Raw genomic sequence first — 22,572 nt, 5'->3', positions numbered from 1 at the left:
ACTCTCCCTTCAAAGGTTAGATAACGACTTCTATTCATGAAGAAGCGATTCCGCATCGCGAAGCAGGTACTCCGCAGCGTCGGCAGATACATGTTTTCCCTTTTGAGCGTTGACTTCATGAATAAAACTGCTTACATGTTGATTCTGCAGCTTTTTCAGCAAGCTATTCGCAATCCCTCTGTTGTCAATCCAGCCGGCTTCTGCGAAACGCTGAACCAACTCCTCAAGAGCCGCGTTGCTTGTTTTCACATCAAAGTCAACGGACTTTGCGCTGGTATTCCCCGCCAAATCGCTGGCTTTCACGGTAAACGTATGCGCTCCCAGAGCCAGCTTATACATTGGCGTGTCGCTTAAATCCGTCAGAACTTTTCCGTCCAGCAAGACTTCCGTTTTCGCATTGTCAACGCCGGTCCATCGATCCGTTATTTCAAATCTCGGCTGGAATGTACCTGAGGTGAATTCAGATGTAGTCACAGGGCCGAGCCTGATTTCGGGGGCTGTCCAATCGACGGTTATTTGGCTGGCAGCCTGAAAACTTCCGTCTTCCGTCGTGGCCGTAATGACGGCTTTGCCCTCCCCTATTGCCTTCACCCGCCCTTCCGCGTCTACCTCAACCACCTGATCATCATCGGTGCTCCATTTGACTTTTTTATTGGTCGCGTTGCTGGGACTAACGGCAGCCTGCAGTGCTGCACTGCGGTCGGAAGACGCATTAAAAACGATCTCCGGTCGGTCGATCGAAATACCGGTGACGGGTACATGTTCAGGGGTATGCTCAACGATAAGCTCATTCAGCGCGATATTGCCCCATACCCGGTTCGCATCATTCACTTTCAGCCGCAGTTTATAAGCATGCACAGTCGGAAAGGTGACGGTTTGGCTTTCTTTGGTGCTGTCGTTAAGCTTCCATTCGACCGATGCACCAGGCAATGCGGTTAACCAGCCGCTGCCGTCATAATACTCCACGTCAAACTTGGTAATCCCTTGACCTATGCCGAAAAAGGTAACCAACGTGACCTTGTTGACAGGTACCGGATCATGTCCGTAATCGAGCGTGATATAGCCTGGAAAAGATACGTTAACGTCGCTTCCCCATGCCGAGTTCAAATTGTTGTCGATAATGTTTGTGATCGTGCCCGCACCCGTTGGGAAGGACGTGGTGACCATGTCTTTGGATAAATCCGGATTGTTATATAGTTCTAGTTCGTTCAGCGTGATCCTGCCGGACAGCGCATTTCCTCCATGCACCTTCAATCGGATCTTGGAAAACCGGGTGAGCGGAAACTCTACGGATTTGATCTCATTGGCGCCGTTATTCAAATCCCATGACAGATGAATATTCGTCCGGACAGGCACCCATCCTGAACCGTTGTCGTATTCCAGATCGAAATCCGTGATCCCCGATTCCTGCCCGAATCTCGTATTGAGCTTCAATTGATTGGCAGAAATGGTTTGACCGCCAAAGTCAAGCGTGATATATCCCGGAGAAGAAGGCGAACCCTCGGTAGACCAAGCCGTATCGTAAAACTTATCGTTTATGTGTTCAATAGGCTGTGAAGATGACGATCGAAATGTCGTGCTTGCGGCAGCCTGCGGTGCCAAGTCATCAACAGGTGTGCTGACCGGCCGGATCTGAACGACATCGATTGGGTCAGGCATAGAACCGGCTGGAGGCACGCTGCCTTCGTATTCGTGTGCGCCGATATCCGGAGCCTCATTGTATAACGGATTGCCGAAGTAGTCCCTGCCTCCGTTTTCATTGATGCGAATGCCTGCACCGATCAAAGGAGAATCGGCCAGCAGCTTATAACCGTCGACGGTATTCATCCCATCCGCTCCGCTGCCGGGATTCGCAAATTTCGGATCGCCGGTTACCCCATGGGCATCGGCCTGAACCAGCGTGTTCCCCCCGTAATAAGCGTTGTAGTCGAACGTTTGCCCTCTCAAATCCCAGCCTTTATCCCCGAGACTGTAATAGACATTGTTGTAATTTTTAATGTTGCGCGGAGCGCCGGAAGCCTTGGTGAAATAATCGCTCATAACCGGGTTCCCGGATGATTTGCCGACATACACCGTATTATTGTAGTTATACACGTTGTCGATCGATCCGCTGTACCGGAAAATGCTTTTCCGGTCATTCTGGCTGATGTTATACCTTACGACCGTATTGATCGTGTCATACGTATCGTTTACAAACAGCATAAATCCGCCTGCGTTATCATGGCTGTAGTTGTACTGGACGAGCGAACCGATGTTTCCTGCGTCCACGTCAAAGCCGTGACCGTCTTCAGCGCCGTTGACGCTGGCAAAAGATTCGTTGAATTGGACAAGATTGTTGTCCGAATACGCCCACCAAATGGAAGCATTCGTTGCCAGATATGTAGCCTGCCCCACCGTATTGCGCTCGACAACCGCTCCATCGGTTACGTTCCAGGCAATTCCTCCCGTTGCAGCTCTGAGGACGGTGTTGTTGGATATTTTCACACGAGTCGAAGGCGTCCAAGGCCCGTAAGGCTTCGGCACCCATGGCCATAAATCGCCCATTCCGTTACGCAGGATGCAGTTGGAACCGATGTAAATGCCATACGCATCCACGTCCGTCAGCATATTACCGTCAATCAGGACGTCGTCAAAAGCGCTGGGCGTCGTTGACCCGACCGAGTCGACAATAATTCCGCCGGATCGAGTCGTATAAGAACCGTCTACATCATGAATGTTTAAATTTTTGATATGAATATGGTGCAGCAGTCCCGCTTCTTCGTTTAAGATGTAGACGCCCCGCCGTTGTCCGCGCGGGTTTTCCCAGTCTCTGTCAAATGGCAGTGGGGAGCTGTTCGTCACTTCCAGGTTGCTGATCTCCCAATACTGCTGATTTTTCAAAAAAACAGCTTCCAGTTCTGACGTCACGCCGGCGATTAACGGCTTGCTGCCTTCCCCATACTTATCAATGATGATGGGATTTCCCTGTTCGCCTGAGCCTTTGGGCCACAGCCTGCCATTCCAGCTTTCCCCGGCTTTAAACAAAATTTTGTCACCCGGGGAAAAGGTAGTTGCATTGACTTTGTCCAATGTCTTCCAGGCAGAACCTTCGCTTGTTCCGTTATTCCCGTCGTCCCCTCCTGTACTGTCTACGTAATAAGTCGTTCCGGATGCCATCGCGGCCTGCGGCAAAGCGGTGAAGAAAGAACAAACCATGGAGACAATCAAAGTCATGCAGAACACTTTACCTCCCCATTTCCTCAAAAAGCATCATCCTTTCGTTTTATCATGTATGTAAAGCCCATTAGGCGTTACATCGTTACATTTGAAACGAATCGTATGGTCCCTGGTTCACGACGACCTTTGCTTCGGAGATGCGTTCGCGGACATAGCCCGCGTATTTATAGTCGATGTAGTCTTTGACTACTTGGTCTTTGACAGCGTCAAATGACTGATCCTTCGTTTCCGCGCTTTTTCGAGACTCGTAAAACAGTTTCAGCTGCTGTTCATCGGGCTTCCAATCGTGTTCCATCAGATGGTTTTTGACGGATACGATTGCGTTTGTCATGACGTATTCAAAATAAGCATCCTCACTGTAGGAGACGGGTCCGAAAACAACCTGATGATCGCGGATCGCTTTTTGCCTTCTCTTGTTTTCACGCTGGAGGGATTGCACAAAACTGTCCTCATCGATATCGCGCAGCACTCCCTGCTCCTGCGCAATGATTTGCTGAATTTTGATGTTCACACTTGTTTCCAGCGCTCTTTTTTTGATCATCTCTACCGGAAATTCTCCTCCGTAAGCCGTGGTCCAAAACGCAGGCGACGGCTCTGCGCCATATTTCTCATAAAAATAGCTGATGACTCCAGCTTTATTTGCAGTGATGGCTCTGCGGAATTCGTTGATGTGAACGGGTACACCGTTAACCGTCGCGATCACCTCAGCGTGATGCTTCGTCTTTGAAAACCCGGACCCTGCAGTGAATATAACGATCACAGAACCTAAGACCAACAATCCGGCAATCACCAGCCATTTAGGACTGCCAAAATGATGAATGATTTTAACCATATGCATCCCTCGCCAGCCTATTTTTTGATCATGCTGTAATCAATATCGCCTTTAATCTTTGACGTGTTATATCATTATAAAGCCCGAAAGAAAGCGCATCCATTTCTCGATCTTTACAAACCTTTCACTTTCTTTACCTCATGAATCCGGTAGTGGATACATCATCAGGGGATCTCTTAAACTTTGGATTCAACACTAAGGCCGGCTCAACGCAAAAAAACTCTAAGCCTGATCAATGATCAAGCTTAGAGTTACAAGGAGCTGGTTCCAGATCCACAAAGCGGCTATCCTAAATCCGGCTGCTCACCAAATTCAATTTCCGTCAGCTCCGTACCGTACAATTCGAAAACGACGATCTCGTTGGCCCCCTCGCGCAAAAGCGGGCCCGGCACATACAGCGTTTTTTGCGGCCCGATGTTCCAATACCGGCCCAGGTTGAAGCCGTTGATAAATACGACGCCTTTGGTCCAGCCGTTCAAGCTCAGAAAGGTGTCTGCCCGTTCGTGAACCTGCAGCTCCCCACGGTAAAAGGCAGGGCCTTGCTTCGGCTGCAGCGCGTGAAAATCGAGACCGGACAAGTCGGTTAACGGCAGCGGGTATGTCGTCCAGTCCGATAAAAACTGCCTTCCGTGCCGCACGCCCTCGGTGATCCCCTTCCTGTCTTTCATGTACGGGCCATAATTGATCCGGCCCATATTCTCCACGAGCAGCGTAAGCTGGACGCCCCCCGGCGGAACCGCGAACTCGATTTTCGTATCGGGCTCGCTGCGGTCCAATGTCCCGGCAAGTTCCCCGTTCAGATAGACCAAAGCGCGGTCGCGCAGGTCCTGAACGAACAGCTCCTCCTTAGGCCTCGGGCCGGGGATCAACGTGCTGTACTGAATAAAACCGTAATTCTGGCCGAGCTTCTCCATCGGTTCGGGATAGGGAGAGCGCACCGCCGCCGAAATCCGGTCCAGATTGCCGGCCAAGGGAGCAAGCTCCGTCATTGCCACTTTACCGTATGCTTTCTTGGCGATGGGGTCCGGCAGCCCGTCCGCTGCAAGCGGCTTATACTTTGCGATGATGTCACGAACGGCAAAATATTTGTCCGTCGGCTCACCGTTTTCGTTTAACAGCGCATCATAATCGTAGCTGGTGACCGTTGGCTCATAGCTGTCTTCCGTATGGCCGTTGGCTCCGCTCCAGAAGCCGAAGTTTGTTCCCCCATGGAACATATAAAAGTTAACAGAGGCTCCCAGGCTCAGCATTTCATCCAGAACAAAAGCGGCGTCTTCCGCGGGACGGGTATGATGCTCCTCACGCCAGTGGTCAAACCAGCCGTCCCAGAATTCCATGCACATGACCGGCGCATCCGGCTGATACTCCCGCAGCTTCTCGAAGGATTCCCGGGCACGGGAGCCGAAATTGACCGTTGCCAGGACGTCTTCCACCATCCCGCCCTGGAGCATGGCGTCTTCCGGACCATCCGAAGTAAACAGAAGCACGTCCATCCCCCGGCTGATCATCGCATTTTTCAAATAGTTCAGGTACGGCTTGTCGTTGCCGTAGCTCCCGTATTCGTTTTCGATTTGCAGCGCGATCACCGGGCCTCCCTGGGTACAGAGCAGAGGCTTCAGCTTAGGAAGGAGCACATCATAATAATCATCGACATGGTCGAGGAACGGCTGATGGTAACAGCGCAGGCGCATATCCGAATCCGCCAGCAGCCAGGAAGGCAGCCCCCCGAATTCCCATTCCGCGCAGATATACGGTGATGGCCGAACGATAACATAAAGTCCGAGGCTGCCAGCCAGTTCGATAAACTTTACCAAATCAGCGATGCCCTCAAACTGGAATTCCCCTTTCTGCGGTTCATGCAAATTCCACGGCACATACGTTTCCACGGTGTTCAAACCGCAGGCTTTCAGTTTGATGAGCCGGTCCTCCCAATACTCCGGTACGACACGGAAGTAGTGAATCGCTCCCGACAAAATTTGAACCGGCTCATCATTCATATAAAAAGCAGATCCCGAATATCGAAACGTAGACATAAGTTCCTCCTGTGGATTAGGTTGAAGGTATCGTATTAAACTGATGGCTCGCGGACGGCGTAACGCTGTTCGAACTCCTTCAAACGGATGATCTCGCCCGCAATTCTGGACTCTTCAGCGGCGAACGCCATCAGATGGCTCTGGACGGAATGGTCTGCAGATGTAAGGCCTTGAGCCTTGGTGTCCGCCCGTACCAGCTTGAGGAAATCGCTCATCAGCTTCATATCACCGCCGCCATGGCCCACATGGGGGTTAGTGTGGGAAAGTGAGGGAATAAAAAGTAACGCAGTGAACCGAAAACCGCGTCAGATCAACATTTTTGTGCGCTTAAGTGGGAATAAGAGGGAATGTTAAATAACGCAGGGGAACATGCTTTTTGTGGGTGTTTTGTGGGAAGAAAAAATAAAACCCTATCCGTTAAACACGGGTAGGGTTGTTTTCATTTGAAAATGAAATCGAATCGTAATCGCATTTATAGGCACATGCCATCTTTATGGCAACCAGCACCGGTATTTCCTCGGGATTGTCTTCATACATGATTAGTTCATCTTCATCTAGCCCAATAAGTCTCGCGGCTATGGTCGCACTTAATCCTCTGACTTTCCGGAGTTCTTTTAAACCGATTAGTGAATTATAAACCTTACATTCACACCCATTGCCCATACGATCCTAGCCCCCTATAATCTAGTTGTGTTTACTTGGATAAAACTCGGTGGTACAATTTACCTTTAAATGGTTAAAACATTGAAAGGAGTATATCTGGTTTGGAACAAATCTCCCGAGGGAGATGCTTGCTTCCTGACCTAATATCTGCACGTGGCTGGACTCAGGCGCAGTATGCAGATAAATGTGGTCGTTCACCACGTATGGTCTCTCATTTCTGTTTAAATGAAAGGGTAATGCTTCCTGAGGATATGTACATAGCTGCCAAAATCTTTAAATGCAGAATGGAAGACCTATACGAGTGGATCATTGAGCAAGATGCGGATTAGAATTCCGCACTCCCTCCGGGTGTTAAGAACAATTTGTTCCGAGTTTAGTATTATTCCAATCTGATGACCACCTCCACACAATCATTGTCGAATTGTGTCATTTCCTGTTGGGAATATATTACACCCCCGTGTAACCTTTTTAACCCCTTGTCCCATAAGTGAATCGCTATAGTTCATGCAATTTTCACAAATGTGTATTCCTCATTATAAAACAAACATACGTTCGTGTGTAGTCTTGAATTTTTTAGGTAATCGGGCGTATCATAGAAACATATGTTTGTTTAGAGGTGATAAATGTGAACCGGGGACCAATAGCAGAGACTGACAGAATACTTGTGAAGAGATATTTGGTTACTCAAATGGTTCTGACTGCCTTTGATCGGGATAAAGGGAACATCCAGAACTCTGGTTTTTTTAAAACCCCTAGCTTATATACAGACCTGATCGACAAGGCGATAGATGAAGCGATAAAGGAAATAACAAGCGTTCGCAAGGCTTTTAAAAATCGGGGAATCAAAGTATATGAGGAGCGCAAGACAAAATTAGGGGTTTCTGCTAAATTCCTCTGCCGTGGCTACCACGAACCAATGGAAATGCGCTGGGCGTTTATTACGGCGGAGGCAACGGTTTTAATGAGGCTGTTCCTGGGCCTTGACGTTGGACATTATATTAATCCATCAATCCCAGGAGATAAGGAACCAAAGTTGTTTAGCCGCGTAGATACATAAAACAGATGAATTTTATGGATATATTTACCTGGTTCTGTTAGACTATAATTGATTTTTTTATTAATCTTAGGGGGAAAAACGAAAATGTGGGCTGCTATTGGTTTAATTAGTACATTGGCTTGGATTGTATTACTTGTATTAGGGATTATTGCTTTGGTCAAGAAAAACGGTAAGGCGAAAAAATGGCTGTTTCCAGCTCTGGCGTGCTTCGTTATAATGATCATTGCTGTTATTGCGGATCCGAAACCTCAAACAGATACGGCCAGCAATAAAAATGAATCTGGTACAAAAGTAGAAACAGCGGCAGTGAAAACAGAGACACCAGAATCCAATAAGGTTGACGATAAAGAAAAGGCAGAGCAAGAAGCGAAGGAAGCGGCAGAAAAGAAAGCACAGGAAGAACAGAAGGCTAAAGAAGAGGCTGAAGCGAAAGCCAAAGCTGATGCAGAGGCAAAAGCAAAGGCCGAAGCTGAAGCGAAAAAGGCAAAAGAGGATGCTGTACCAAGGGAATATAAGTCTGCATTGAAAAAAGCAGAACAATATGCGGAAACTATGAGTATGTCAAAGGCAGGCATTTACGATCAATTGACTTCTGCATATGGAGAGAATTTCCCTAAGGAAGCTGCTAAATATGCTATCGATCATATTCAATTCGATTGGAAAGAAAATGCATTAAAGAAAGCGAAATCGTACGCAGAACAAATGAATATGTCAGATTCGGCTATTTACGAACAGTTGATTTCGGAGTACGGAGAAAAATTTACTAAAGAAGAAGCAAAATACGCTATAGATAATTTAAAATAAGATAAAAACACCCCTGCTGCTGTGTGCTGGCAGGGGCGTTTTATTGAGAGGATGTTACGCTATGAAATTTGGATTGCGTAAACCAAGCATCAAAAAACGTATCTCTGCCCGTACCAGCATCAAGAGGCAAATTGTCCACCGTGCCGGTCTCAAAATGCCCCGGGGATACGGATGGTTACGGGATCCCAAAAAGGCCGCATACAACAAGGTATACAACAAAACAACGTTTGATATATTCAAGATCATTAAAAAACTGATGAAATAAAAACAGACCCTGCCAGCGCTTATGCCAGCAGGGTCTTTGTTATTCTTTGGTGTTTCCATCCCTTTTGCTTAAAACAAGCTCAAACAGCCCCGTGGCCGACAAACCGGACAAACCGCCCGCCCACAGCCGCAAAGTTAAATCTAAGTCTGTGAATGGATATGAAACCGCACCAATCACCAAACCAATAACAAGTCCCACGACAGGAACAATATTAACAGGCATATTAATACTTTTCTTTACAAATTGAACAACAGCCAGCACAAATACGGCCAGCACCGAAGCAAAGGCCAATACAGCAGTTAAATTTGCATTATCCATAAATTGAATCCTCCTTATTCTGTCGGCATCCCTGCGGCCCGGCGCAGATGGTTAGCCAAGTTATTGAAATGCTGCATACTCTCCGGTTTACATGCTGCACGGGCCTTATACCAAGACGGTGAAAGCCAGCGGAAAATGATTTCCTGTGCATTGGATTTGAACAGCTTACCTTGGGGTAATGCCGGTTCACCGTCTACCACCGGAAGCCCAGCCGCAACGCGTAGGTTATTAGCGAGGTTATGGAAATGCGCCATACCGGTCGCGTCTCCGGCTTTCTGTGCCGCGTACCACGCCGGGGATACATATATGTCAATCAGTTCCTTGGCGGCCGCAGCAGGCATAAGCGTAACGGCAGGAGCGCACGGTGTAACGTTCATCTCGGTCGCGATGTCATAAATGAGGTTCTTCAGCGTTTTTCCACCAATCGCCAAGGCTTGGTCAATGTCCGTTTTACGGGATGGGTCAAGTTGCTTGTGGCTCGGAATGTGAGTCATGGGGTTAATGCCGAACTTATCGCAGCAATAAGCCATGTACCAAACAAAGCGTTTATACGCTTCATTGAAATCGATCTTTCCGCCGTAACAAAGTTCTACTCCCAAAGCGATGTCATTGGCATCGTCCCCAAATTGGTCATTGTCGGTCGTCACATTGTAAAGAACATGCCACGCCTTTTCCGCTGGGTCCGGGCCGGTTCCGGTCGGAATAATCTCTAATATCTTTTTGTCGTCAATAAATACCTGTGCCGATGCAGAACGGTCTTTGAGATTTTGAAAATACGTAAAGTGATTATCGGCGGGCGCCCCCGGGTTTCCCGTATCGTGAGCAACCAAAAAGCCCGGCGTTCCCGATGTTAACCGGGTGCCGGGCCGAACATTGTGGCGCTTATCAATATAGCGCCGTTCAATCTTGTACTTGTTTGGATTCATCCTTACTTGCTCCCTTCCCTCCTGCCTTTTCTTGCAGCACCAGGACCGCATTTGTTAATGCTGGCGGCAGTGGCACTCCCATTTTCCCGGCGTTTTCAATAATACTCAGTAATTCGTTTGCGATATAAAAGAAAATAACGGCATCTCTGAGGTAATGATTTTCACCAAGAACACCATCTATAACGTGCGCCACAGTGACAAACATAAACATTCCGACTTTTTTGGCAATGCCAATGTAGCCTTTCATGCTTCGCAGTTCACCATTAATATAGGCAGCCCAGAAGCCTGATAAAAAGTCAATTACAACCAAGACCAAGAGCGCGGTCATCATCCCGTTCCACCCCCCATACAAAAAGCCGGTAATGGCTCCGAATATTGCAGCAGCTCCCCCGATCTTTTCATCCATGCCCCTTACCCCCATTTCTCTCTATAAAGTAATGCCCCCGGACCACTCCCGGGGGCATAAAAATAGCGCTCCGATTATCCGGAACGCTTTTAGGCTACTGTGCCGTTGACCACTTCGGTAACGACTTCTTTAAGGTTAAACAGTTTCGGCACTTGGTCGACAGTATAAGCTCCCATCATCACCAGGCTAACCCAAACCTTAACAAGTCCACTGTCCTTTGTGTAGGTCATAATGTTCACCTCCTTTCTAGCCAGCCATTACGGCAGCTAGTGTGGCAGTCAAATCGGCAATGGCTTGCTTTAGTTCTGAATTTTCTTGTTGTAAAGAAGAAATTTTCGTTTCAAATGTCTCTCTGGCAATATAGTCGTAATATAAATCGCTTGTCTCCAAATTAATTCTTAGGTAAGCATCCATATTCGGAATTTCTTTTGGTTGTGGTATTTCTGTTTCAATATCAATTCCATTATCAACAATTTGTTCAGGGTACGGGTTGTGTATCACCGCTCTTACTTGTCCGAGTGTGTCTGTTAACTTGTCATAAATAATATACACGGTCTTTCTGACCTCCCTTCAGAATTAAGCGTAAACAAGATGACCATCCAGAGTTACGGTTGCAGATTGTACTCCTGATGTTGCTTTACTTGCCATTTCAAAAACAAAATAACCTGATGTATTACTTGCACTAAATAAGGATTGGTTATTTATAATAGTGTTACTTCCATCGTTGTAGGTTATCCTCACAATACCTGCCTTAACATCGATCATAAACGAAAATAGTAACATTGCTGCCGTGGTTTTATCGCTCGATATAATCGTTACTGCAGGACCCATTACGAAATAGAGGGATGTTATTGATTGGGCATTGTTTTGTATACAAGTGCTATTTATTGATGCCCAATACATAATGGTACTCACTCCAGATGGGACCGTGACAATAGTGGAAGACCTGACTGTTTGGCCGGCATTCGCCTGAAGACCCGTGCTAAAGGAAACATCCGCAACCCCATATTTACTAAGAGCCGCACCCTTTACTTTGCCACTGCCGTTGTGGTAACCGGCAGGAATAATCTGATCGTTGGCTGTGGGTGTTATAATCACCGCCCCTTGGTTTGGCATAGTGCCTGTTACCTTGGCCCCGGCTTTATATGCCGTTTTCCCCGTGAGAATGTCACCAGCTGTTGCGGTAGCATCTGCAGTAAACCCACCTGGAATGCTTTGCACTCCTGCAACAAGCTCATCATATGACGGAATACCATCCCCGTCAGCGTCCGCAACTGTACCTTTTACGCCAGTGACCGCGTCGCGGACCTTGCCTTTTCCGTCACTGGCTTGCTGCTTTGCCGCTTGTGCTTCTTTCATTACAAGTCCTACAGCCAATTCAGTTGCCGCGACATTCTCCCGCGTGCCGTCAGTAGCACTTGATAAAGGAATACTCACATTTTGAAGTTGTTCTGTAACCCATGTTTTTTCGGCAACCTTACTTCTTAGTTCCTCCAGGACCTTAAAGGTACGGTTCAAAATCCAGTTCCACCACCCGGCAGGCGGCTTGTCTTCCACTTCCCAGCCGGTTTGCTTTTTGGAATCTGGCGGCTCAATGCCTTCAGCCTGCCATTCCGGCAATTTTTCTGTAAATGGCATGTTATCCCTCCTATATCGGTAATGTGTAATCGTGGCCCGGCTCGTAGACCTCGCCCAGCGTTCCGCCCGTGGTCATATCTGGATCAGCCAGCCCGGTCGGTCCGGTCTCCAAAGCTCCATATTTTGAAGACAATTGAAATGTTCCGGCCAGTTCGATTTGTGCAACCCGGACGCCCGCAGCCACCGTCTTTTGAATGATTTGGCCAAACTGCATGGGAGACATGCCGACTTCGTTGAGGCGCTTAATTGGCACCCGTATTAGGGAAATGGCGGCGGGCTCTGGCTCTAATGGGTCATTGTATTTCGGCTGTATCCTGATGTCCTTATAATCACAGTTCAGTGCAAGCGCCAGAACTTGGATAATGGTGTTGATGTCCGTCTGTGACAGGTTCCGGGCAATCTTGGAATACAACAAGACGCGGTACACTTCATCTGTGGCCGCGCCGCGTGGCTGTGCTATATTCTGACCGATCCGGTCCAGTGTCGTTCCTTTGGCCTTGTCGATGCTGCGCCATTCTCGGATGGTTTCCAAGGTGTCCCCGACCTCTTTAAGTTGGCCGTACATAATACTGATCAGCTTGCCAATGTTCGAATTCGGGTCCTTGTTGAACACATCCGCAAATCGACCCAACATGTCTTTCATGCTAAACATGGCTTGTCACCTCGATATAGTCCGCTGTCGTCTGTGCGACCTGATACGGGGCAATATCGACGTTCTGACTGAGCATGTTGTCGGTACTCTTTCCAACGGTTACAGCCACGTCCTCGACTCCATCCACCGAATAAACGGCGCTGATTAGGCGTGTAAACACCACAGCCCCGCCCATAGACAACCCGTTATAGTAGCTCCCGGCAGCGTCTTCACCGCCGATATACCGAATAATGGCGTTCTTGATTTGCTCGTCCCCATCGGATGGGTACCGGTCGTTTTTCGTGACCACCACATTTACGTGAATAGGCACCTCTTCGGCATGGCTGAATTTGACTGTGTGTGGATAGCCGCCAAGGTCAAGAACCTCTACGCTGATATCTCCATAGGATTCAATGCCCCCGGACTGCTTGGAAAAGATCGTTTCGGCAACTTCCTGATCATCACCGCCTAACACATAAGCCTGAAAAGACTTTGGCGGCCTTCCTTCGGCGTCCGTCTCCATGGTGTTATTCTCGATCACAGCGGCGGCGCGCACCTTTTCCAGCCGCAGCAGCGCGCCCCGTATGGCGTCCACAGAAGCCGAACCACCACCGGCCACGGACAATTCATACCTAGAACGAAATTCCGCGTCAGTTTCTTTTTCACGGCCTCCTGTGATACGATCCGGATTTGTCACGCCTGTTACGTCAGGGTTAGGGTTAACTATCACCGTGACCATCCCGGCAGCAACATTACCAGCTTGTCCGGGTTCAATAGCTTCGATCTTCACAGAGACAGTCCCATCCGTCCCGACTGTGAAGCTATCCAACGTCTCATAGATAATCTCGGTTTCGGTCGATACACGAAATCCGGCATCTTCTGTATGTCCTGGTGTTCCTGTTATGGTCACCGAACCAGAAGCGTATTGGTCCAGGATACGTGTAATCCCAACATACGGCCCAAGACGGTCCAGGTTGTTCCCGGTAGCCATGGAAACATATCCGCTGTTGTATACGTCTTCTGCCACGCCCCATATCTTCGCCATAAACCACGCATGAATCCGCAGCAGAATGCCCAGGAAAGACCTTTCTGACGTGTTCACCTTCTCGCCGTATACTTCTTTGGCCTTGTCCTCGGCTTCCGCAATCAAGTCATCAAACCGTTTACGCTGGAATCCTTGTTCAGTCAGCACCTATATTCACCTCCCTTTGAATGACTTCGCCAGTTACGGCAGTAGCCCGGAACGTGATTTCCTGGACCCTTGTGGTCCCGTTCGGGTTAAATGTCACTTCTTCCACGCTGGCTATTCGGTCATCTTGCAGCAATCCCCGGGTGATTTCATCCCTCATTTGCTCTTGGTTCAGGTTTTTCCCAAGGAAAAGGTTGAAGTCTATACCTATGTCCGGGTTTAAAAACCACTCCCCGGCATTGGTCCCCAAACCAATCTCGCTGCATTGAGCCAGTTCTTCCGGCCCCTCAATCACGACCAAATCGCTAGAATCATCAAATACTATATCGCCATCTATCAGTTTGAAAGACTGCATCCAAGCACCCCCATTACAACCGCGTCATTGACATCATGCTGCCGGTCTGTGCTGGCCGTTGCCACCGAACCATTCAACGCATTTTTGATTTCCCGGTCCGCACAGACCACAAAGACAATATCACCTTGCTTTAAGTCCGGCTTGTAAACTTGCGGTTCGCCACCGTTGACGGTGAAACGATGTGCTAGGACTTGGGCACCCTGGATCATGGCAGGAGCATCGGCCGTGGTTTTGATTAACGGCTGCACATCGGCCGTACATTTGCCAGAGTCGTATGAAATGACCTTACATAAGAAACCTACATGTAGATCACTGAAAATCTTGTTTTGATAGCTACTTAGAATAGCCGACATTGTGCCCGCAGGATCGGTCTTCATAGAATCGCCTCCACCTCGGTTACGAAGTCGCCGGTACGGCTGAAGGTGTGGGAGCCGCTGCGGACATGCGTCCGGCCTGTAAACTGCGAATACTCTAAATCAATAACTGATGCTGTGGTTACCCGGTGTTGTAGCTGCATTTTGACATTGAACCCTTTTGTGTATTCGTCTTCGAACCGGCCCGGCGTCCCGATCAGGCCCGTATCCTTGTTCAACTTAAACACCGAATCGCCACCACGCCGCAAGTTTCGGATATACAGTTTGTTCTTGTTGATGTAAACCGAAGTCCCACAGTCCTTGCAGACCTTTGCAATGATTTCGGTAACCTGTCCTTTGGCCGTGTAGCCTTCCTGATATCGGTAATCCTGGTTCAGTTCCATTTGAGCAATCGGAAGCCCAATGTACCCGGCCATTTGCTTAATGATTTGACTTGCCAGCGTACCCTTGGCGTAGGCGATTTCCTTAACTTCGCGTTTAGAAAGGTCTTCGCTATCCAGAACATTAATGACCGTGATTTTGTCAACGCCCTCCCAAGTGGTGGACACTTTGGAAATATAGCCATGCAGCAGCAGGCCAATATCACCTTTATATCCGGCGTTCAGCATCAGGACTTCTCCGCGCTTGATATTGTTAATGGTCTTGTCGGAAAGGTTCCAGAGCTTGATTTCGGATTCATTGGGAAGTGGATCTGAGTCAAACGGCACTTTACCCACAATGTTGTAAAACTCGCTCGAGAACTTCATATTTGCCGTCATGACCTCAATCACCCGGCCAAAGTTATTCATCCTCGTCATCACCTTCAATCACATACAAAAAGACGCTCTCATTAAGCGTCTCCCACGTCACTGCTGTTTGTTTTTCGGATTCGTCTAAAGGTACAATCGGAACTTTCGGGAACCGGTTGTCCTGGACATCGTAGAACAAAGGCATCTCATAAACCAACTTTTCCCCTACGGCCAACACCTCACCGTTTTTCTCCAAATTGACCGTGAAGAAATCAAAATCCTCGTTGTAATGGACCTCAAACGTAAACATTTCATCGGCCAAAGAGATGTCGAACCGGTACGGAATGAGGTCCTTTTCTATTTCGATATAATCATAGTCCATAGTCATCACCTATGCCCATGGGCTGCCTTTCTTGAATTTTACCTTTTGGACCGCTTGCTTGGTCGTGGTCTTCTTTTTGGTCGTTTTCTTGTCTTTGGTTTTCGTTTTCGTCTCCGTCTTTTTGGTCTTTTTATTGGATTTGGTTTGCTTCACGCCGCTGTTTACAATCTTGGCCGCTTGGGCCTTGACTGGCGTTGGCAGCTTGTTCACGTAAGACGATTGTGCAACCCGGACCTCAATCAGAGTAAAAGAGAAGTTAAACCCATCTCCCGTCTGATAATCACGTGGCATCGAAAGGCCACTGATTAGACCGGTAAAAGATAGCCGCCCCACGTATTTTACGATTTGGCCTTTATCTGAGGCTTGTACTAGGAAACTTTGCATATCTGCTGCGTTTTTTCCTGTGCAGATACCACTAATCGCAAGCGTCCTTGCCTTTCGCTGTACGTGGTCGGTCATATCGATATCTTTTTCAACCGGCTGGGAAGTAATGTCCACATCAAAGTTAGGTGTTTCATTCTCGACCCAAATGTATTTTCCATCAATCGTTGCCATTATTGCACCTCCGGCATAGGCAAGCCCAATCTGCGGAACGCCTGTTCAAGTATGGCCTGCACCCTACGATCAACCTCATCGGCTACAGAGGCGGCCACATTGGCGTCACTGGCGTCTGCTCTCAGGTCAATGTTTATATTAAAGTCAAATGATCCGTTTGCCTGCCCTGTGGCTGCTCTCGCAGGCGCCAGAGCTTTTGCCGGGGCTGTGCTTGCAGAGGTCGCGACTTCTTCGCCTAGTCCGGATGATGCGGCCGACACGCGCGCCTGTGTTCCGTCGATACCTTGGGCCAAGCCCTCACCCGTGTAAAAACCAAGTTCCATCATGACCCGGGAAGGCGAGTGGATGCCCAGGACGCTTTTTACGTTGTCGGTAATGCTGTTCCCTATATCCTTCACCTTATCGACTACAGCATTTGCCATTGAGCTGATACCGTTTATCATACCTTCTATGATGTTTCGGCCAATGTCAAAAAGATTGATTCCCTTCAGAAAGCCAATGATTTGGTTCCATATGCTTTGGATCTTGTTCCATATACCTGTGAGCGAATTGGAAACGCTGTTCGTAATCCCCGTCCACGTTGATCTTAAAAAGTTCCCAATGGCCGTAAAAATGGACATGGTAAAGGATTTGATTTGGGACCAGTATTTGACGATTAACGCAACGGCCCAAACGGCTGGACCACCAAGCACAATCAGAATTGTGGTTCCCCATGTCCGGAAGAACTCTACAACGCTGTTGAAAATGTTGACAACCCATGCTATAAACCCATTCCAAACGTTGGTGAGCCAAGTACTGACCGCGCCCCAATTCTTAAACACCAGAATTATCCCGGCAATGGCTGCACCGATCAGTGCCGCCAACGCAATCCATGGAAGCCACGGTGCCATGAATGCCCATGCAGCTAACGCCCCTGCATAAAGTTGAGTAATAAATGGGACCATTAATGTTCCTACCAGTACACCAAGAACAACAACAAGTGGAGCAATGGCGGGACCGATTATGTCAAAATTCTTTACAAGAAAATCAATCCCTTTATTAACAGCCTTAATGCCACCGGCCAAGCCATCAACTAGTGCCCCGCCGAATTTTTGGAGCTGCGGGCCCGACTTTTCAAGCCACTCAGAAAACTGCGTAAGGTATGGAAGAAGCTTTTCACCTACCGGAATAAGTAAATTGGTTTGCAGTTGTCTACCGATCCGCGCTGCCGCCTCACCAGGGGTATTGAATTTGATTTGGTTTAGCTCGCCCATTTTATCCTTGGTCATATCAAACTGGCTTTGTACGGTACCCATGGCAGTAATCGTTGTGGCTTCCAGGTCCTCAAATTGAGAACCCATTAAGGCTACCCCAATGGTGTTCCTTTGCACCGGATCCTCGATATCACCAATCATCTGCATAATTTGTTGGAACGCCTGCTTGGCTTGTGGCCCGCCTGCCGCAAAGGTATGCATCATCTTATCCGCATTCAGGCCCAGCATTTGAAAGGCTTGGATTGTTGTTTTCGAACCATCCTTCGAACGGATGTTGAATTCCTTTACTGCATCCCCGACTTTATCCAGGTTAAATGCACCATTTTGAGAACCGGCCGCCAGGGTGTCGAACATCTCATTTGCGCTGAAACCCAATGACTTGAACTGGTTGGCATACTCGTTCGCCGTGTCCATTAAATCCCCGGACTTGTCTAGGCCGTTCTGGACCCCTTGCGCCAAAAGGCTCATGGCCTGATCACTCGTAATACCAAATTGTTTCATCATGGTATCCGAAGTTTTGACCGACTCGGTCACTTCAAAACCAAAAGCATCCCTTAGCAACAATGCACCCCGGGTGGTCTGTTTTAGTGCATCTCCCTGTTGCCCTGTGATCTGCATTGTCGTTGTGAGCGCCTGACCTAGATCATCCCAACTTTCACCGAAGTTCTGGTTGTAAAGGTCCGTTGCGATGGCCTTTGTGGCTTCCATTTGTTCGTTTGTGGCCCCGGTCGCCATTTGGATTTGTGACATGGAGGTTTCGAAATTCGCCGCAGCCGCTGTCGCCGCAGCCGCAAAACCGGCCATAGCAACGCCCGCAGCCGCACCAAATGCAACCACTTTGTTTTGAAGGACACCTACTTGTTTTTCGGCCTTCCTCAGTGCGCTATCCCCGATTTTGAAGCCCACGGCAAACATAAGGTTGCCTATGATGCCACCGGCCATATCTGTATCACCTCACAATACAAAAAGAGCGCCGCTTGGGCGCTCATGTTTTGGGTTTGCTTTTATTCATTTCTTGCCGCTGTTGTTTGATATGAATATCCAGTGCCGCGTTTGCCTCGGCAATGTCATCATCGTCCATAAGATCCAGGTCGGAATAGGAAATGTTCATATCCGACAGCAGCAACCGCCATTGTTGCCAGCGTTCTTTAGCCCTCCGATGGGCCTCCTTCTTGCTGATCATCGCCATCACCTTCCTGTTTATCCTGACCAGTTACGAAGGAGTACGCCGCGTTTATCACCTCGGAAAATTCGCTGTAATCCGAGAAGTCATCAATTTTGAGCTTAGGAGCCACAACAACAGACTTTAGAATTTCTTCTGCAAGACGCTCTTCCAACACAACACCATGCTTATTTTTGCTGGCATCATTGATTTTGGAGATAGTCCGCACTCCTGGGTGCTGGAAAGTGTACTCCTTACCGGATTTGGATGTGTAGTTTTTTTGTTTGAAGTTCATGGGAAATTGTCTCCTTTAATTTTGGGATTTTGGATTAAATGATGGTGTGGTCAAGCATTTGGATTTCGTATTCCCGGTCCTCGGCTTCGTTGCCATAGGTCCGTGTTGCTGGTTTTTTAACGAACGCCCGAGTAGAGGTAATGCTTTCTTTCGGGTCACCGTTGTAAATCACGGACACAGGAACTTCCTCACCGGTTACGGCCAATTTATCCAGGTAAGCCACTTGGGGGCTGGAAGACAGCAGAGTAATTGTCAATGTCGCCAGAGGGTTATTGACCTTACTAGTAATCACATCACCCTGTGCGCCGACCTTCGCCGTCTTGCTGTCCTCGTCTTTTTCCCATTCGGCCAAATCCTCGGAAAACCCGGTAATGTATACCCCGCCGACCGTGACGGTAAGATCCATTGGATCATATTGCATGGTTTATCACTCCTTACAGCTTGATTAAGCCTTTGATTTTTGATTTATGGATGGCACCGGCCAGTTCAAAAGTAAAAGACCCACCGTTATACTCGCGTTTTTCGCGGTCGGTAGGGTCTACTTGGGAACGCGTTTTAAAGGATGTGCTGTACAAAGGTAAACCGTCGTCATCGTGGGCGATCATGCCGTTCAGGTCAGCCCGGTTCAGTACCGTTTTCACCTCTGCCTCGATCTGTGCAATCCCGTTATTGTCATAGCTGATTTTCTTGGTCCGGTTGAAAAGCTTCTGAACATTCGTGCCAATGGATTGAATGATGAAATCCTCAGACTGAACAATATCGATGAACTCACCCGAAACCGTGACACCATTACTGGTCACGTTGTCTCCAGCCTTGGTTACATACGTATTGGCGTTGTATCCGTGGATTTGATCAAGCTCCGTCTTGGTAAGCTCCAATGGTTGAATACCATTCAGGTACTTGAACTTCCAAGTCAAACTTCCCGCAAGCGCCGAACCGGCACGGCCCACCCAAGCTGCTTCCGGATAATTGGACGTGTCTTCGTGGTAAAGGATTGCCGTCCGTTTGTATTTCTTTGAAAAAATGTTTCCGAGGTCTTCCAGTTTGCTTGTGCTTGCGAAAAACAACCGGGTGTCATCGGCTTCCACCGCATCCGCAATGGCCGTAATATTCGCCAATGTGCTGCTGGTAGACAAGAGATAATAAAAATCCTTGTCAAAGATGGTAGGGAGGAAATCCGCAAGCGTTGAGTCTGTTTTATACAGCATAACAGCAACTGAATCAGGCGAATCGTCCCCCTGATTAAACAGTGCAGAGGCCGCTTTGTATACCTCCGAGTTAATCGCATGATCTACAACAACATCATCCAAATCGTTATAGACTTTGAATTCCTGGCCGTTTGCGCTGGACCCTAGAATCAAGGGTCTGCCCATTCCGGTAACCGGCGTGGGGCGCTGAATTTCAATGACTACTTGCACATCATTGTTGTTCAATTTCTTCAACTCCTTTTAATATTCGCTTTTTCGATTGGAATGAAAGGCTGGTCCGTGGTATCGGTTGTTCTGATGTCCACATCAAACCCCACGCGGCGCTCCCACTCTTCCCCGATGTTAACGTCACGGTTTTGCACAACGCCGATGTCTGAGACAATCACATCCAGATCCTTTAAGGCTTGGTAACCGTCCGTTTTGAACCAGTCCCGCGCCTTCATAGCGTTGATCGAGCTTGTCGCGTTGTCGTCGGCATACGACAAAATAGAGACGGTAAAACCCACTGACTCTTCTAGGATTTGCCTGTCCCCTTCCTGGGATTTCATGATTCTTCCGCCCGGATCCGGGCCGTCTGAAATGCTATAGGTAAGAAATGCGCCTTTAGGGATGTCCCCGCCGCCGTTCATATTGATGACCGGCAGCCCAAGCACATTTTTCAAACCCTGCACCAAGGTCTTACGGATTTCATTGTACGGGATCATTGGCGATCACCTTTTTAAGAATGTATTTGTTCACATCGCTGTAATCCCGGATTTCGGGAGCGTCCACGGTATATTGGATACCCTTGTATTCGATCAGGTCCCCGGATTGGTGGAAGGATACCGTATACAAAGCCCTGTCTTCGGCTGTGTACCGGCCTCCCTCGGCCTGTTGTAGTTTGGCATCCACCGGTTGAATAACGCCGTAATGGGCTTCCCTGACCGTCTGAGAAGGTATAGGGTCCCCGTGATCGTCGTACTCTTCCGTTTTACCGGGCCGGACCAAGGTATAAGGCACGTTATACTTGCGTGTAACATCAGCAAATTGAAATCTTCGCATCACATCACCTCTTCCGTACCACGACAAATGTCAGGGAATCACGCAGTTTCTCTTCCTGCCCAACCAGGATTTTGTTGCTCCCTTTTCGCCTCGCGTAGATTGGATTAAGGGACGGCTGCCGTATTTTGTCGAAGTTTTGAAGCATTTTTTGCAATCCGGTCTGGCCCACTTTGTCCAACAAGCCGTGTGCCGTTTCATTCTTCAGAATGATTTCGTTCACTCCGGCTTTGACTAGCCTCGATATGGCCGCCTGCGCCTTTCGCTTCCCACCTGAAATAAATGGGCGCGCCGGAATGCCAGCCGCTAATGATCCGAATTCATGAATGGCTGCAATCATAGCCGTTTCGGCATCGCCGGACGCCCCGATATGCACTTCATACTTTGTCAGCTCTTCGAGTTTCTTCAGGATATCCGGCAGATAAGTTACCTCTGTAACGTTGACATTAGCCCGTCTGGTGCTTCGTCTCGTTGGCCTCGGCATCTAATCGCCTCACATATCCGGGCGGACATGGGGAGCCAGCAGCGATTTTACCGCCATCGGCATGTCCATTTGGTCCGCTGCATAAGAAACAGAAATGTCACCTACCCGTTCAGAGGTTACCCCATGTTCCCGTTGAAGGTGCTTTGCCAGCAGTATGCAGGCATATTCGATGGTTTCAGGTAGCGTTGAAGGGTTCGCCTCGGTCGCTTCTTCCGGTAGCACGTAACCGGCCATGTAAGTGATTGAAATAGTCCTGATACCTACCGGCCAGCCATCGGAACGGTATAATATACCGTCATCCAATGCCTCTATTCCATCAAGAATGTCACCATCTACATCTGCTGAAATGGTATGGACGGGGTAATTAGGGAGGCGTATGAAGCCCCCCTTTAACCCGTCAACCTTTACGGAATAGGTCTGTTTTTTGAATTTCCTTCTGCAATATTCCTCTATAAATTGAGAGGACACCATCAGAAGGGTCTTTAAATCCTCATCAGGGATGTCCAAACCGATCAGGGACTTAGCTTTCGCTAGTGTTGTTAGCATCTAGCACACCTTCCTAATCGTTTTTCTTTTCTTCCTTGGAATCTTTCTGTTCTTCCGTAACTTCCGTAATATAACCGTATTCCAGTAGATAGTCGGCGCGCTCTTTGCTTTTAGGCTCGTATTCTTCGCCGACATTGTACAGGTTCTTTGTTTCTTTGTCCCGAAATAGCTGAAGGACTTCATATTTCTTTTTGGCTGCCATAGTTTATTACCT

At 48.3% G+C, this 22,572-nt stretch carries 31 protein-coding genes; 3 read left to right on the top strand and 28 right to left on the bottom strand.

Annotation, left to right across the window (positions count from 1 at the left end):
* Positions 1-30: 30 nt before the first annotated feature.
* From BCV73_RS09080 to BCV73_RS09060, 5 genes are all read right to left on the bottom strand, one after another.
* A complete protein-coding gene (locus tag BCV73_RS09080; RefSeq protein WP_089546839.1) occupies positions 31-3,213 on the bottom strand; it encodes an Ig-like domain-containing protein in 3,183 nt (1,060 codons plus the stop codon).
* 85 nt (positions 3,214-3,298) lie between these two features.
* Entirely contained in the window at positions 3,299-4,048 is a 750-nt protein-coding gene (locus tag BCV73_RS09075) for a SurA N-terminal domain-containing protein (protein ID WP_076167311.1), read from the bottom strand.
* 284 nt (positions 4,049-4,332) lie between these two features.
* The gene (locus BCV73_RS09070; protein WP_089546838.1) at positions 4,333-6,081 is read right to left on the bottom strand and encodes a glycoside hydrolase family 35 protein; all 1,749 of its coding nucleotides are present in this window, start codon (positions 6,079-6,081) and stop codon (positions 4,333-4,335) included.
* A gap of 35 nt (positions 6,082-6,116) precedes the next feature.
* Positions 6,117-6,305 carry a hypothetical protein gene (locus BCV73_RS09065; protein ID WP_089546837.1) on the bottom strand — a complete coding sequence of 63 codons (189 nt, stop codon included), beginning with the start codon at positions 6,303-6,305 and terminating at the stop codon, positions 6,117-6,119.
* Positions 6,306-6,498: 193 nt separating this feature from the next.
* Positions 6,499-6,744, bottom strand: a complete 246-nt coding sequence (locus BCV73_RS09060; protein WP_089546836.1) for a helix-turn-helix domain-containing protein — start codon at positions 6,742-6,744, stop codon at positions 6,499-6,501.
* 616 nt (positions 6,745-7,360) lie between these two features.
* On the opposite strand from BCV73_RS09060, the gene BCV73_RS09050 reads away from it, so the two are divergent.
* The 3 genes from BCV73_RS09050 to BCV73_RS09040 all read left to right on the top strand — a co-directional run bounded on the left by BCV73_RS09050 (position 7,361) and on the right by BCV73_RS09040 (position 8,870).
* Positions 7,361-7,801 carry a YhjD family protein gene (locus tag BCV73_RS09050; RefSeq protein WP_481855786.1) on the top strand — a complete coding sequence of 147 codons (441 nt, stop codon included), beginning with the start codon at positions 7,361-7,363 and terminating at the stop codon, positions 7,799-7,801.
* Positions 7,802-8,107: 306 nt separating this feature from the next.
* Complete coding sequence (locus BCV73_RS09045) at positions 8,108-8,605, top strand: Ltp family lipoprotein (protein WP_481855833.1); 498 nt, start codon at positions 8,108-8,110, stop codon at positions 8,603-8,605.
* Positions 8,606-8,666: 61 nt separating this feature from the next.
* Entirely contained in the window at positions 8,667-8,870 is a 204-nt protein-coding gene (locus tag BCV73_RS09040) for a hypothetical protein (protein WP_089546833.1), read from the top strand.
* A 39-nt stretch (positions 8,871-8,909) separates the two neighbouring features.
* Here BCV73_RS09040 and BCV73_RS09035 read toward each other — a convergent pair whose 3' ends face one another.
* The 23 genes from BCV73_RS09035 to BCV73_RS08930 all read right to left on the bottom strand — a co-directional run bounded on the left by BCV73_RS09035 (position 8,910) and on the right by BCV73_RS08930 (position 22,560).
* A complete protein-coding gene (locus tag BCV73_RS09035) occupies positions 8,910-9,188 on the bottom strand; it encodes a holin (protein ID WP_089546832.1) in 279 nt (92 codons plus the stop codon).
* 14 nt (positions 9,189-9,202) lie between these two features.
* Positions 9,203-10,114 carry a peptidoglycan recognition protein family protein gene (locus BCV73_RS09030; protein WP_089546831.1) on the bottom strand — a complete coding sequence of 304 codons (912 nt, stop codon included), beginning with the start codon at positions 10,112-10,114 and terminating at the stop codon, positions 9,203-9,205.
* Entirely contained in the window at positions 10,089-10,520 is a 432-nt protein-coding gene (locus tag BCV73_RS09025; RefSeq protein WP_089546830.1) for a phage holin family protein, read from the bottom strand. Before BCV73_RS09025 ends, BCV73_RS09030 begins: the two co-directional genes overlap by 26 nt.
* 89 nt (positions 10,521-10,609) lie before the next feature.
* Complete coding sequence (locus BCV73_RS35005; RefSeq protein WP_179231932.1) at positions 10,610-10,750, bottom strand: hypothetical protein; 141 nt, start codon at positions 10,748-10,750, stop codon at positions 10,610-10,612.
* 16 nt (positions 10,751-10,766) lie between these two features.
* Positions 10,767-11,072 carry a hypothetical protein gene (locus BCV73_RS09020; protein WP_089546829.1) on the bottom strand — a complete coding sequence of 102 codons (306 nt, stop codon included), beginning with the start codon at positions 11,070-11,072 and terminating at the stop codon, positions 10,767-10,769.
* A 24-nt stretch (positions 11,073-11,096) separates the two neighbouring features.
* Positions 11,097-12,158, bottom strand: a complete 1,062-nt coding sequence (locus tag BCV73_RS09015) for a tail fiber protein (protein ID WP_089546828.1) — start codon at positions 12,156-12,158, stop codon at positions 11,097-11,099.
* Between the two features lie 10 nt (positions 12,159-12,168).
* The gene (locus BCV73_RS09010; protein WP_343219889.1) at positions 12,169-12,801 is read right to left on the bottom strand and encodes a hypothetical protein; all 633 of its coding nucleotides are present in this window, start codon (positions 12,799-12,801) and stop codon (positions 12,169-12,171) included.
* 1 nt (position 12,802) lies between these two features.
* A complete protein-coding gene (locus tag BCV73_RS09005) occupies positions 12,803-13,981 on the bottom strand; it encodes a baseplate J/gp47 family protein (protein WP_089546826.1) in 1,179 nt (392 codons plus the stop codon).
* Positions 13,971-14,333, bottom strand: coding sequence for a DUF2634 domain-containing protein (locus BCV73_RS09000; RefSeq protein WP_089546825.1), 363 nt, complete (start codon positions 14,331-14,333; stop codon positions 13,971-13,973). Before BCV73_RS09000 ends, BCV73_RS09005 begins: the two co-directional genes overlap by 11 nt.
* Entirely contained in the window at positions 14,315-14,710 is a 396-nt protein-coding gene (locus BCV73_RS08995) for a Gp138 family membrane-puncturing spike protein (protein ID WP_089546824.1), read from the bottom strand. Before BCV73_RS08995 ends, BCV73_RS09000 begins: the two co-directional genes overlap by 19 nt.
* Positions 14,707-15,495: a phage protein gene (locus BCV73_RS08990; RefSeq protein WP_089546823.1), complete on the bottom strand. Its 789-nt coding sequence runs from the start codon at positions 15,493-15,495 to the stop codon at positions 14,707-14,709. The genes BCV73_RS08995 and BCV73_RS08990 overlap by 4 nt, the downstream gene beginning before the upstream one ends.
* Positions 15,488-15,817 (bottom strand): phage baseplate plug family protein, encoded by a 330-nt coding sequence (locus BCV73_RS08985; RefSeq protein WP_089546822.1) that lies wholly within the window; start codon positions 15,815-15,817, stop codon positions 15,488-15,490. The genes BCV73_RS08990 and BCV73_RS08985 overlap by 8 nt, the downstream gene beginning before the upstream one ends.
* Before the next feature lie 9 nt (positions 15,818-15,826).
* Complete coding sequence (locus BCV73_RS08980) at positions 15,827-16,372, bottom strand: phage baseplate protein (protein ID WP_089546821.1); 546 nt, start codon at positions 16,370-16,372, stop codon at positions 15,827-15,829.
* Positions 16,372-18,567 carry a phage tail tape measure protein gene (locus BCV73_RS08975; RefSeq protein WP_089546820.1) on the bottom strand — a complete coding sequence of 732 codons (2,196 nt, stop codon included), beginning with the start codon at positions 18,565-18,567 and terminating at the stop codon, positions 16,372-16,374. Before BCV73_RS08975 ends, BCV73_RS08980 begins: the two co-directional genes overlap by 1 nt.
* A 43-nt stretch (positions 18,568-18,610) precedes the next feature.
* Complete coding sequence (locus BCV73_RS08970) at positions 18,611-18,808, bottom strand: hypothetical protein (RefSeq protein WP_089546819.1); 198 nt, start codon at positions 18,806-18,808, stop codon at positions 18,611-18,613.
* The gene (locus BCV73_RS08965; protein WP_089546818.1) at positions 18,774-19,082 is read right to left on the bottom strand and encodes a hypothetical protein; all 309 of its coding nucleotides are present in this window, start codon (positions 19,080-19,082) and stop codon (positions 18,774-18,776) included. Before BCV73_RS08965 ends, BCV73_RS08970 begins: the two co-directional genes overlap by 35 nt.
* A gap of 34 nt (positions 19,083-19,116) precedes the next feature.
* A complete protein-coding gene (locus tag BCV73_RS08960) occupies positions 19,117-19,503 on the bottom strand; it encodes a phage structural protein (RefSeq protein ID WP_089546817.1) in 387 nt (128 codons plus the stop codon).
* 13 nt (positions 19,504-19,516) lie between these two features.
* Positions 19,517-20,515: a DUF3383 domain-containing protein gene (locus BCV73_RS08955; protein WP_256992786.1), complete on the bottom strand. Its 999-nt coding sequence runs from the start codon at positions 20,513-20,515 to the stop codon at positions 19,517-19,519.
* 5 nt (positions 20,516-20,520) lie between these two features.
* Positions 20,521-20,994, bottom strand: coding sequence for a phage neck terminator protein (locus BCV73_RS08950; RefSeq protein ID WP_089546816.1), 474 nt, complete (start codon positions 20,992-20,994; stop codon positions 20,521-20,523).
* Positions 20,978-21,331, bottom strand: a complete 354-nt coding sequence (locus BCV73_RS08945) for a hypothetical protein (RefSeq protein ID WP_089546815.1) — start codon at positions 21,329-21,331, stop codon at positions 20,978-20,980. The genes BCV73_RS08950 and BCV73_RS08945 overlap by 17 nt, the downstream gene beginning before the upstream one ends.
* 4 nt (positions 21,332-21,335) lie before the next feature.
* Positions 21,336-21,812 (bottom strand): hypothetical protein, encoded by a 477-nt coding sequence (locus BCV73_RS08940; RefSeq protein ID WP_089546814.1) that lies wholly within the window; start codon positions 21,810-21,812, stop codon positions 21,336-21,338.
* 9 nt (positions 21,813-21,821) lie between these two features.
* Positions 21,822-22,358: a hypothetical protein gene (locus BCV73_RS08935; protein WP_089546813.1), complete on the bottom strand. Its 537-nt coding sequence runs from the start codon at positions 22,356-22,358 to the stop codon at positions 21,822-21,824.
* A gap of 13 nt (positions 22,359-22,371) precedes the next feature.
* On the bottom strand, positions 22,372-22,560 hold the full coding sequence (locus BCV73_RS08930; protein WP_089546812.1) for a hypothetical protein: 189 nt from the start codon (positions 22,558-22,560) through the stop codon (positions 22,372-22,374).
* Between the last annotated feature and the right edge of the window lie 12 nt (positions 22,561-22,572).

Source organism: Paenibacillus sp. SSG-1, from assembly GCF_002224835.1.
In the GTDB taxonomy this organism is placed as follows: domain Bacteria; phylum Bacillota; class Bacilli; order Paenibacillales; family Paenibacillaceae; genus Paenibacillus_AQ; species Paenibacillus_AQ favisporus.
The sequence above is the reverse complement of the archived record's forward strand: the minus strand, read 5'-3'. Positions and strand labels throughout refer to the sequence as shown.

Excerpts from the sequence above, each read along its gene's own strand:
- BCV73_RS08965 (WP_089546818.1), bottom strand. The coding sequence starts at position 19,082 with ATGAACTTCAAACAAAAAAACTACACATCCAAATCCGGTAAGGAGTAC.
- BCV73_RS09000 (WP_089546825.1), bottom strand. The coding sequence starts at position 14,333 with ATGCAGTCTTTCAAACTGATAGATGGCGATATAGTATTTGATGATTCT.
- BCV73_RS08985 (WP_089546822.1), bottom strand. The coding sequence starts at position 15,817 with ATGGACTATGATTATATCGAAATAGAAAAGGACCTCATTCCGTACCGG.
- BCV73_RS08945 (WP_089546815.1), bottom strand. The coding sequence starts at position 21,331 with ATGCGAAGATTTCAATTTGCTGATGTTACACGCAAGTATAACGTGCCT.
- BCV73_RS09040 (WP_089546833.1), top strand. The coding sequence starts at position 8,667 with ATGAAATTTGGATTGCGTAAACCAAGCATCAAAAAACGTATCTCTGCC.
- BCV73_RS08950 (WP_089546816.1), bottom strand. The coding sequence starts at position 20,994 with ATGATCCCGTACAATGAAATCCGTAAGACCTTGGTGCAGGGTTTGAAA.
- BCV73_RS09035 (WP_089546832.1), bottom strand. The coding sequence starts at position 9,188 with ATGGATAATGCAAATTTAACTGCTGTATTGGCCTTTGCTTCGGTGCTG.
- BCV73_RS08980 (WP_089546821.1), bottom strand. The coding sequence starts at position 16,372 with ATGGCAACGATTGATGGAAAATACATTTGGGTCGAGAATGAAACACCT.
- BCV73_RS09080 (WP_089546839.1), bottom strand. The coding sequence starts at position 3,213 with ATGACTTTGATTGTCTCCATGGTTTGTTCTTTCTTCACCGCTTTGCCG.
- BCV73_RS09025 (WP_089546830.1), bottom strand. The coding sequence starts at position 10,520 with ATGGATGAAAAGATCGGGGGAGCTGCTGCAATATTCGGAGCCATTACC.
- BCV73_RS09070 (WP_089546838.1), bottom strand. The coding sequence starts at position 6,081 with ATGTCTACGTTTCGATATTCGGGATCTGCTTTTTATATGAATGATGAG.
- BCV73_RS09060 (WP_089546836.1), bottom strand. The coding sequence starts at position 6,744 with ATGGGCAATGGGTGTGAATGTAAGGTTTATAATTCACTAATCGGTTTA.
- BCV73_RS08995 (WP_089546824.1), bottom strand. The coding sequence starts at position 14,710 with ATGAAGACCGATCCTGCGGGCACAATGTCGGCTATTCTAAGTAGCTAT.
- BCV73_RS09075 (WP_076167311.1), bottom strand. The coding sequence starts at position 4,048 with ATGGTTAAAATCATTCATCATTTTGGCAGTCCTAAATGGCTGGTGATT.
- BCV73_RS09030 (WP_089546831.1), bottom strand. The coding sequence starts at position 10,114 with ATGAATCCAAACAAGTACAAGATTGAACGGCGCTATATTGATAAGCGC.
- BCV73_RS08940 (WP_089546814.1), bottom strand. The coding sequence starts at position 21,812 with ATGCCGAGGCCAACGAGACGAAGCACCAGACGGGCTAATGTCAACGTT.
- BCV73_RS08975 (WP_089546820.1), bottom strand. The coding sequence starts at position 18,567 with ATGGCCGGTGGCATCATAGGCAACCTTATGTTTGCCGTGGGCTTCAAA.
- BCV73_RS08960 (WP_089546817.1), bottom strand. The coding sequence starts at position 19,503 with ATGCAATATGATCCAATGGATCTTACCGTCACGGTCGGCGGGGTATAC.
- BCV73_RS08990 (WP_089546823.1), bottom strand. The coding sequence starts at position 15,495 with ATGAATAACTTTGGCCGGGTGATTGAGGTCATGACGGCAAATATGAAG.
- BCV73_RS09065 (WP_089546837.1), bottom strand. The coding sequence starts at position 6,305 with ATGAAGCTGATGAGCGATTTCCTCAAGCTGGTACGGGCGGACACCAAG.
- BCV73_RS08930 (WP_089546812.1), bottom strand. The coding sequence starts at position 22,560 with ATGGCAGCCAAAAAGAAATATGAAGTCCTTCAGCTATTTCGGGACAAA.
- BCV73_RS08935 (WP_089546813.1), bottom strand. The coding sequence starts at position 22,358 with ATGCTAACAACACTAGCGAAAGCTAAGTCCCTGATCGGTTTGGACATC.
- BCV73_RS09010 (WP_343219889.1), bottom strand. The coding sequence starts at position 12,801 with ATGAAAGACATGTTGGGTCGATTTGCGGATGTGTTCAACAAGGACCCG.
- BCV73_RS08970 (WP_089546819.1), bottom strand. The coding sequence starts at position 18,808 with ATGATCAGCAAGAAGGAGGCCCATCGGAGGGCTAAAGAACGCTGGCAA.
- BCV73_RS09015 (WP_089546828.1), bottom strand. The coding sequence starts at position 12,158 with ATGCCATTTACAGAAAAATTGCCGGAATGGCAGGCTGAAGGCATTGAG.
- BCV73_RS35005 (WP_179231932.1), bottom strand. The coding sequence starts at position 10,750 with ATGACCTACACAAAGGACAGTGGACTTGTTAAGGTTTGGGTTAGCCTG.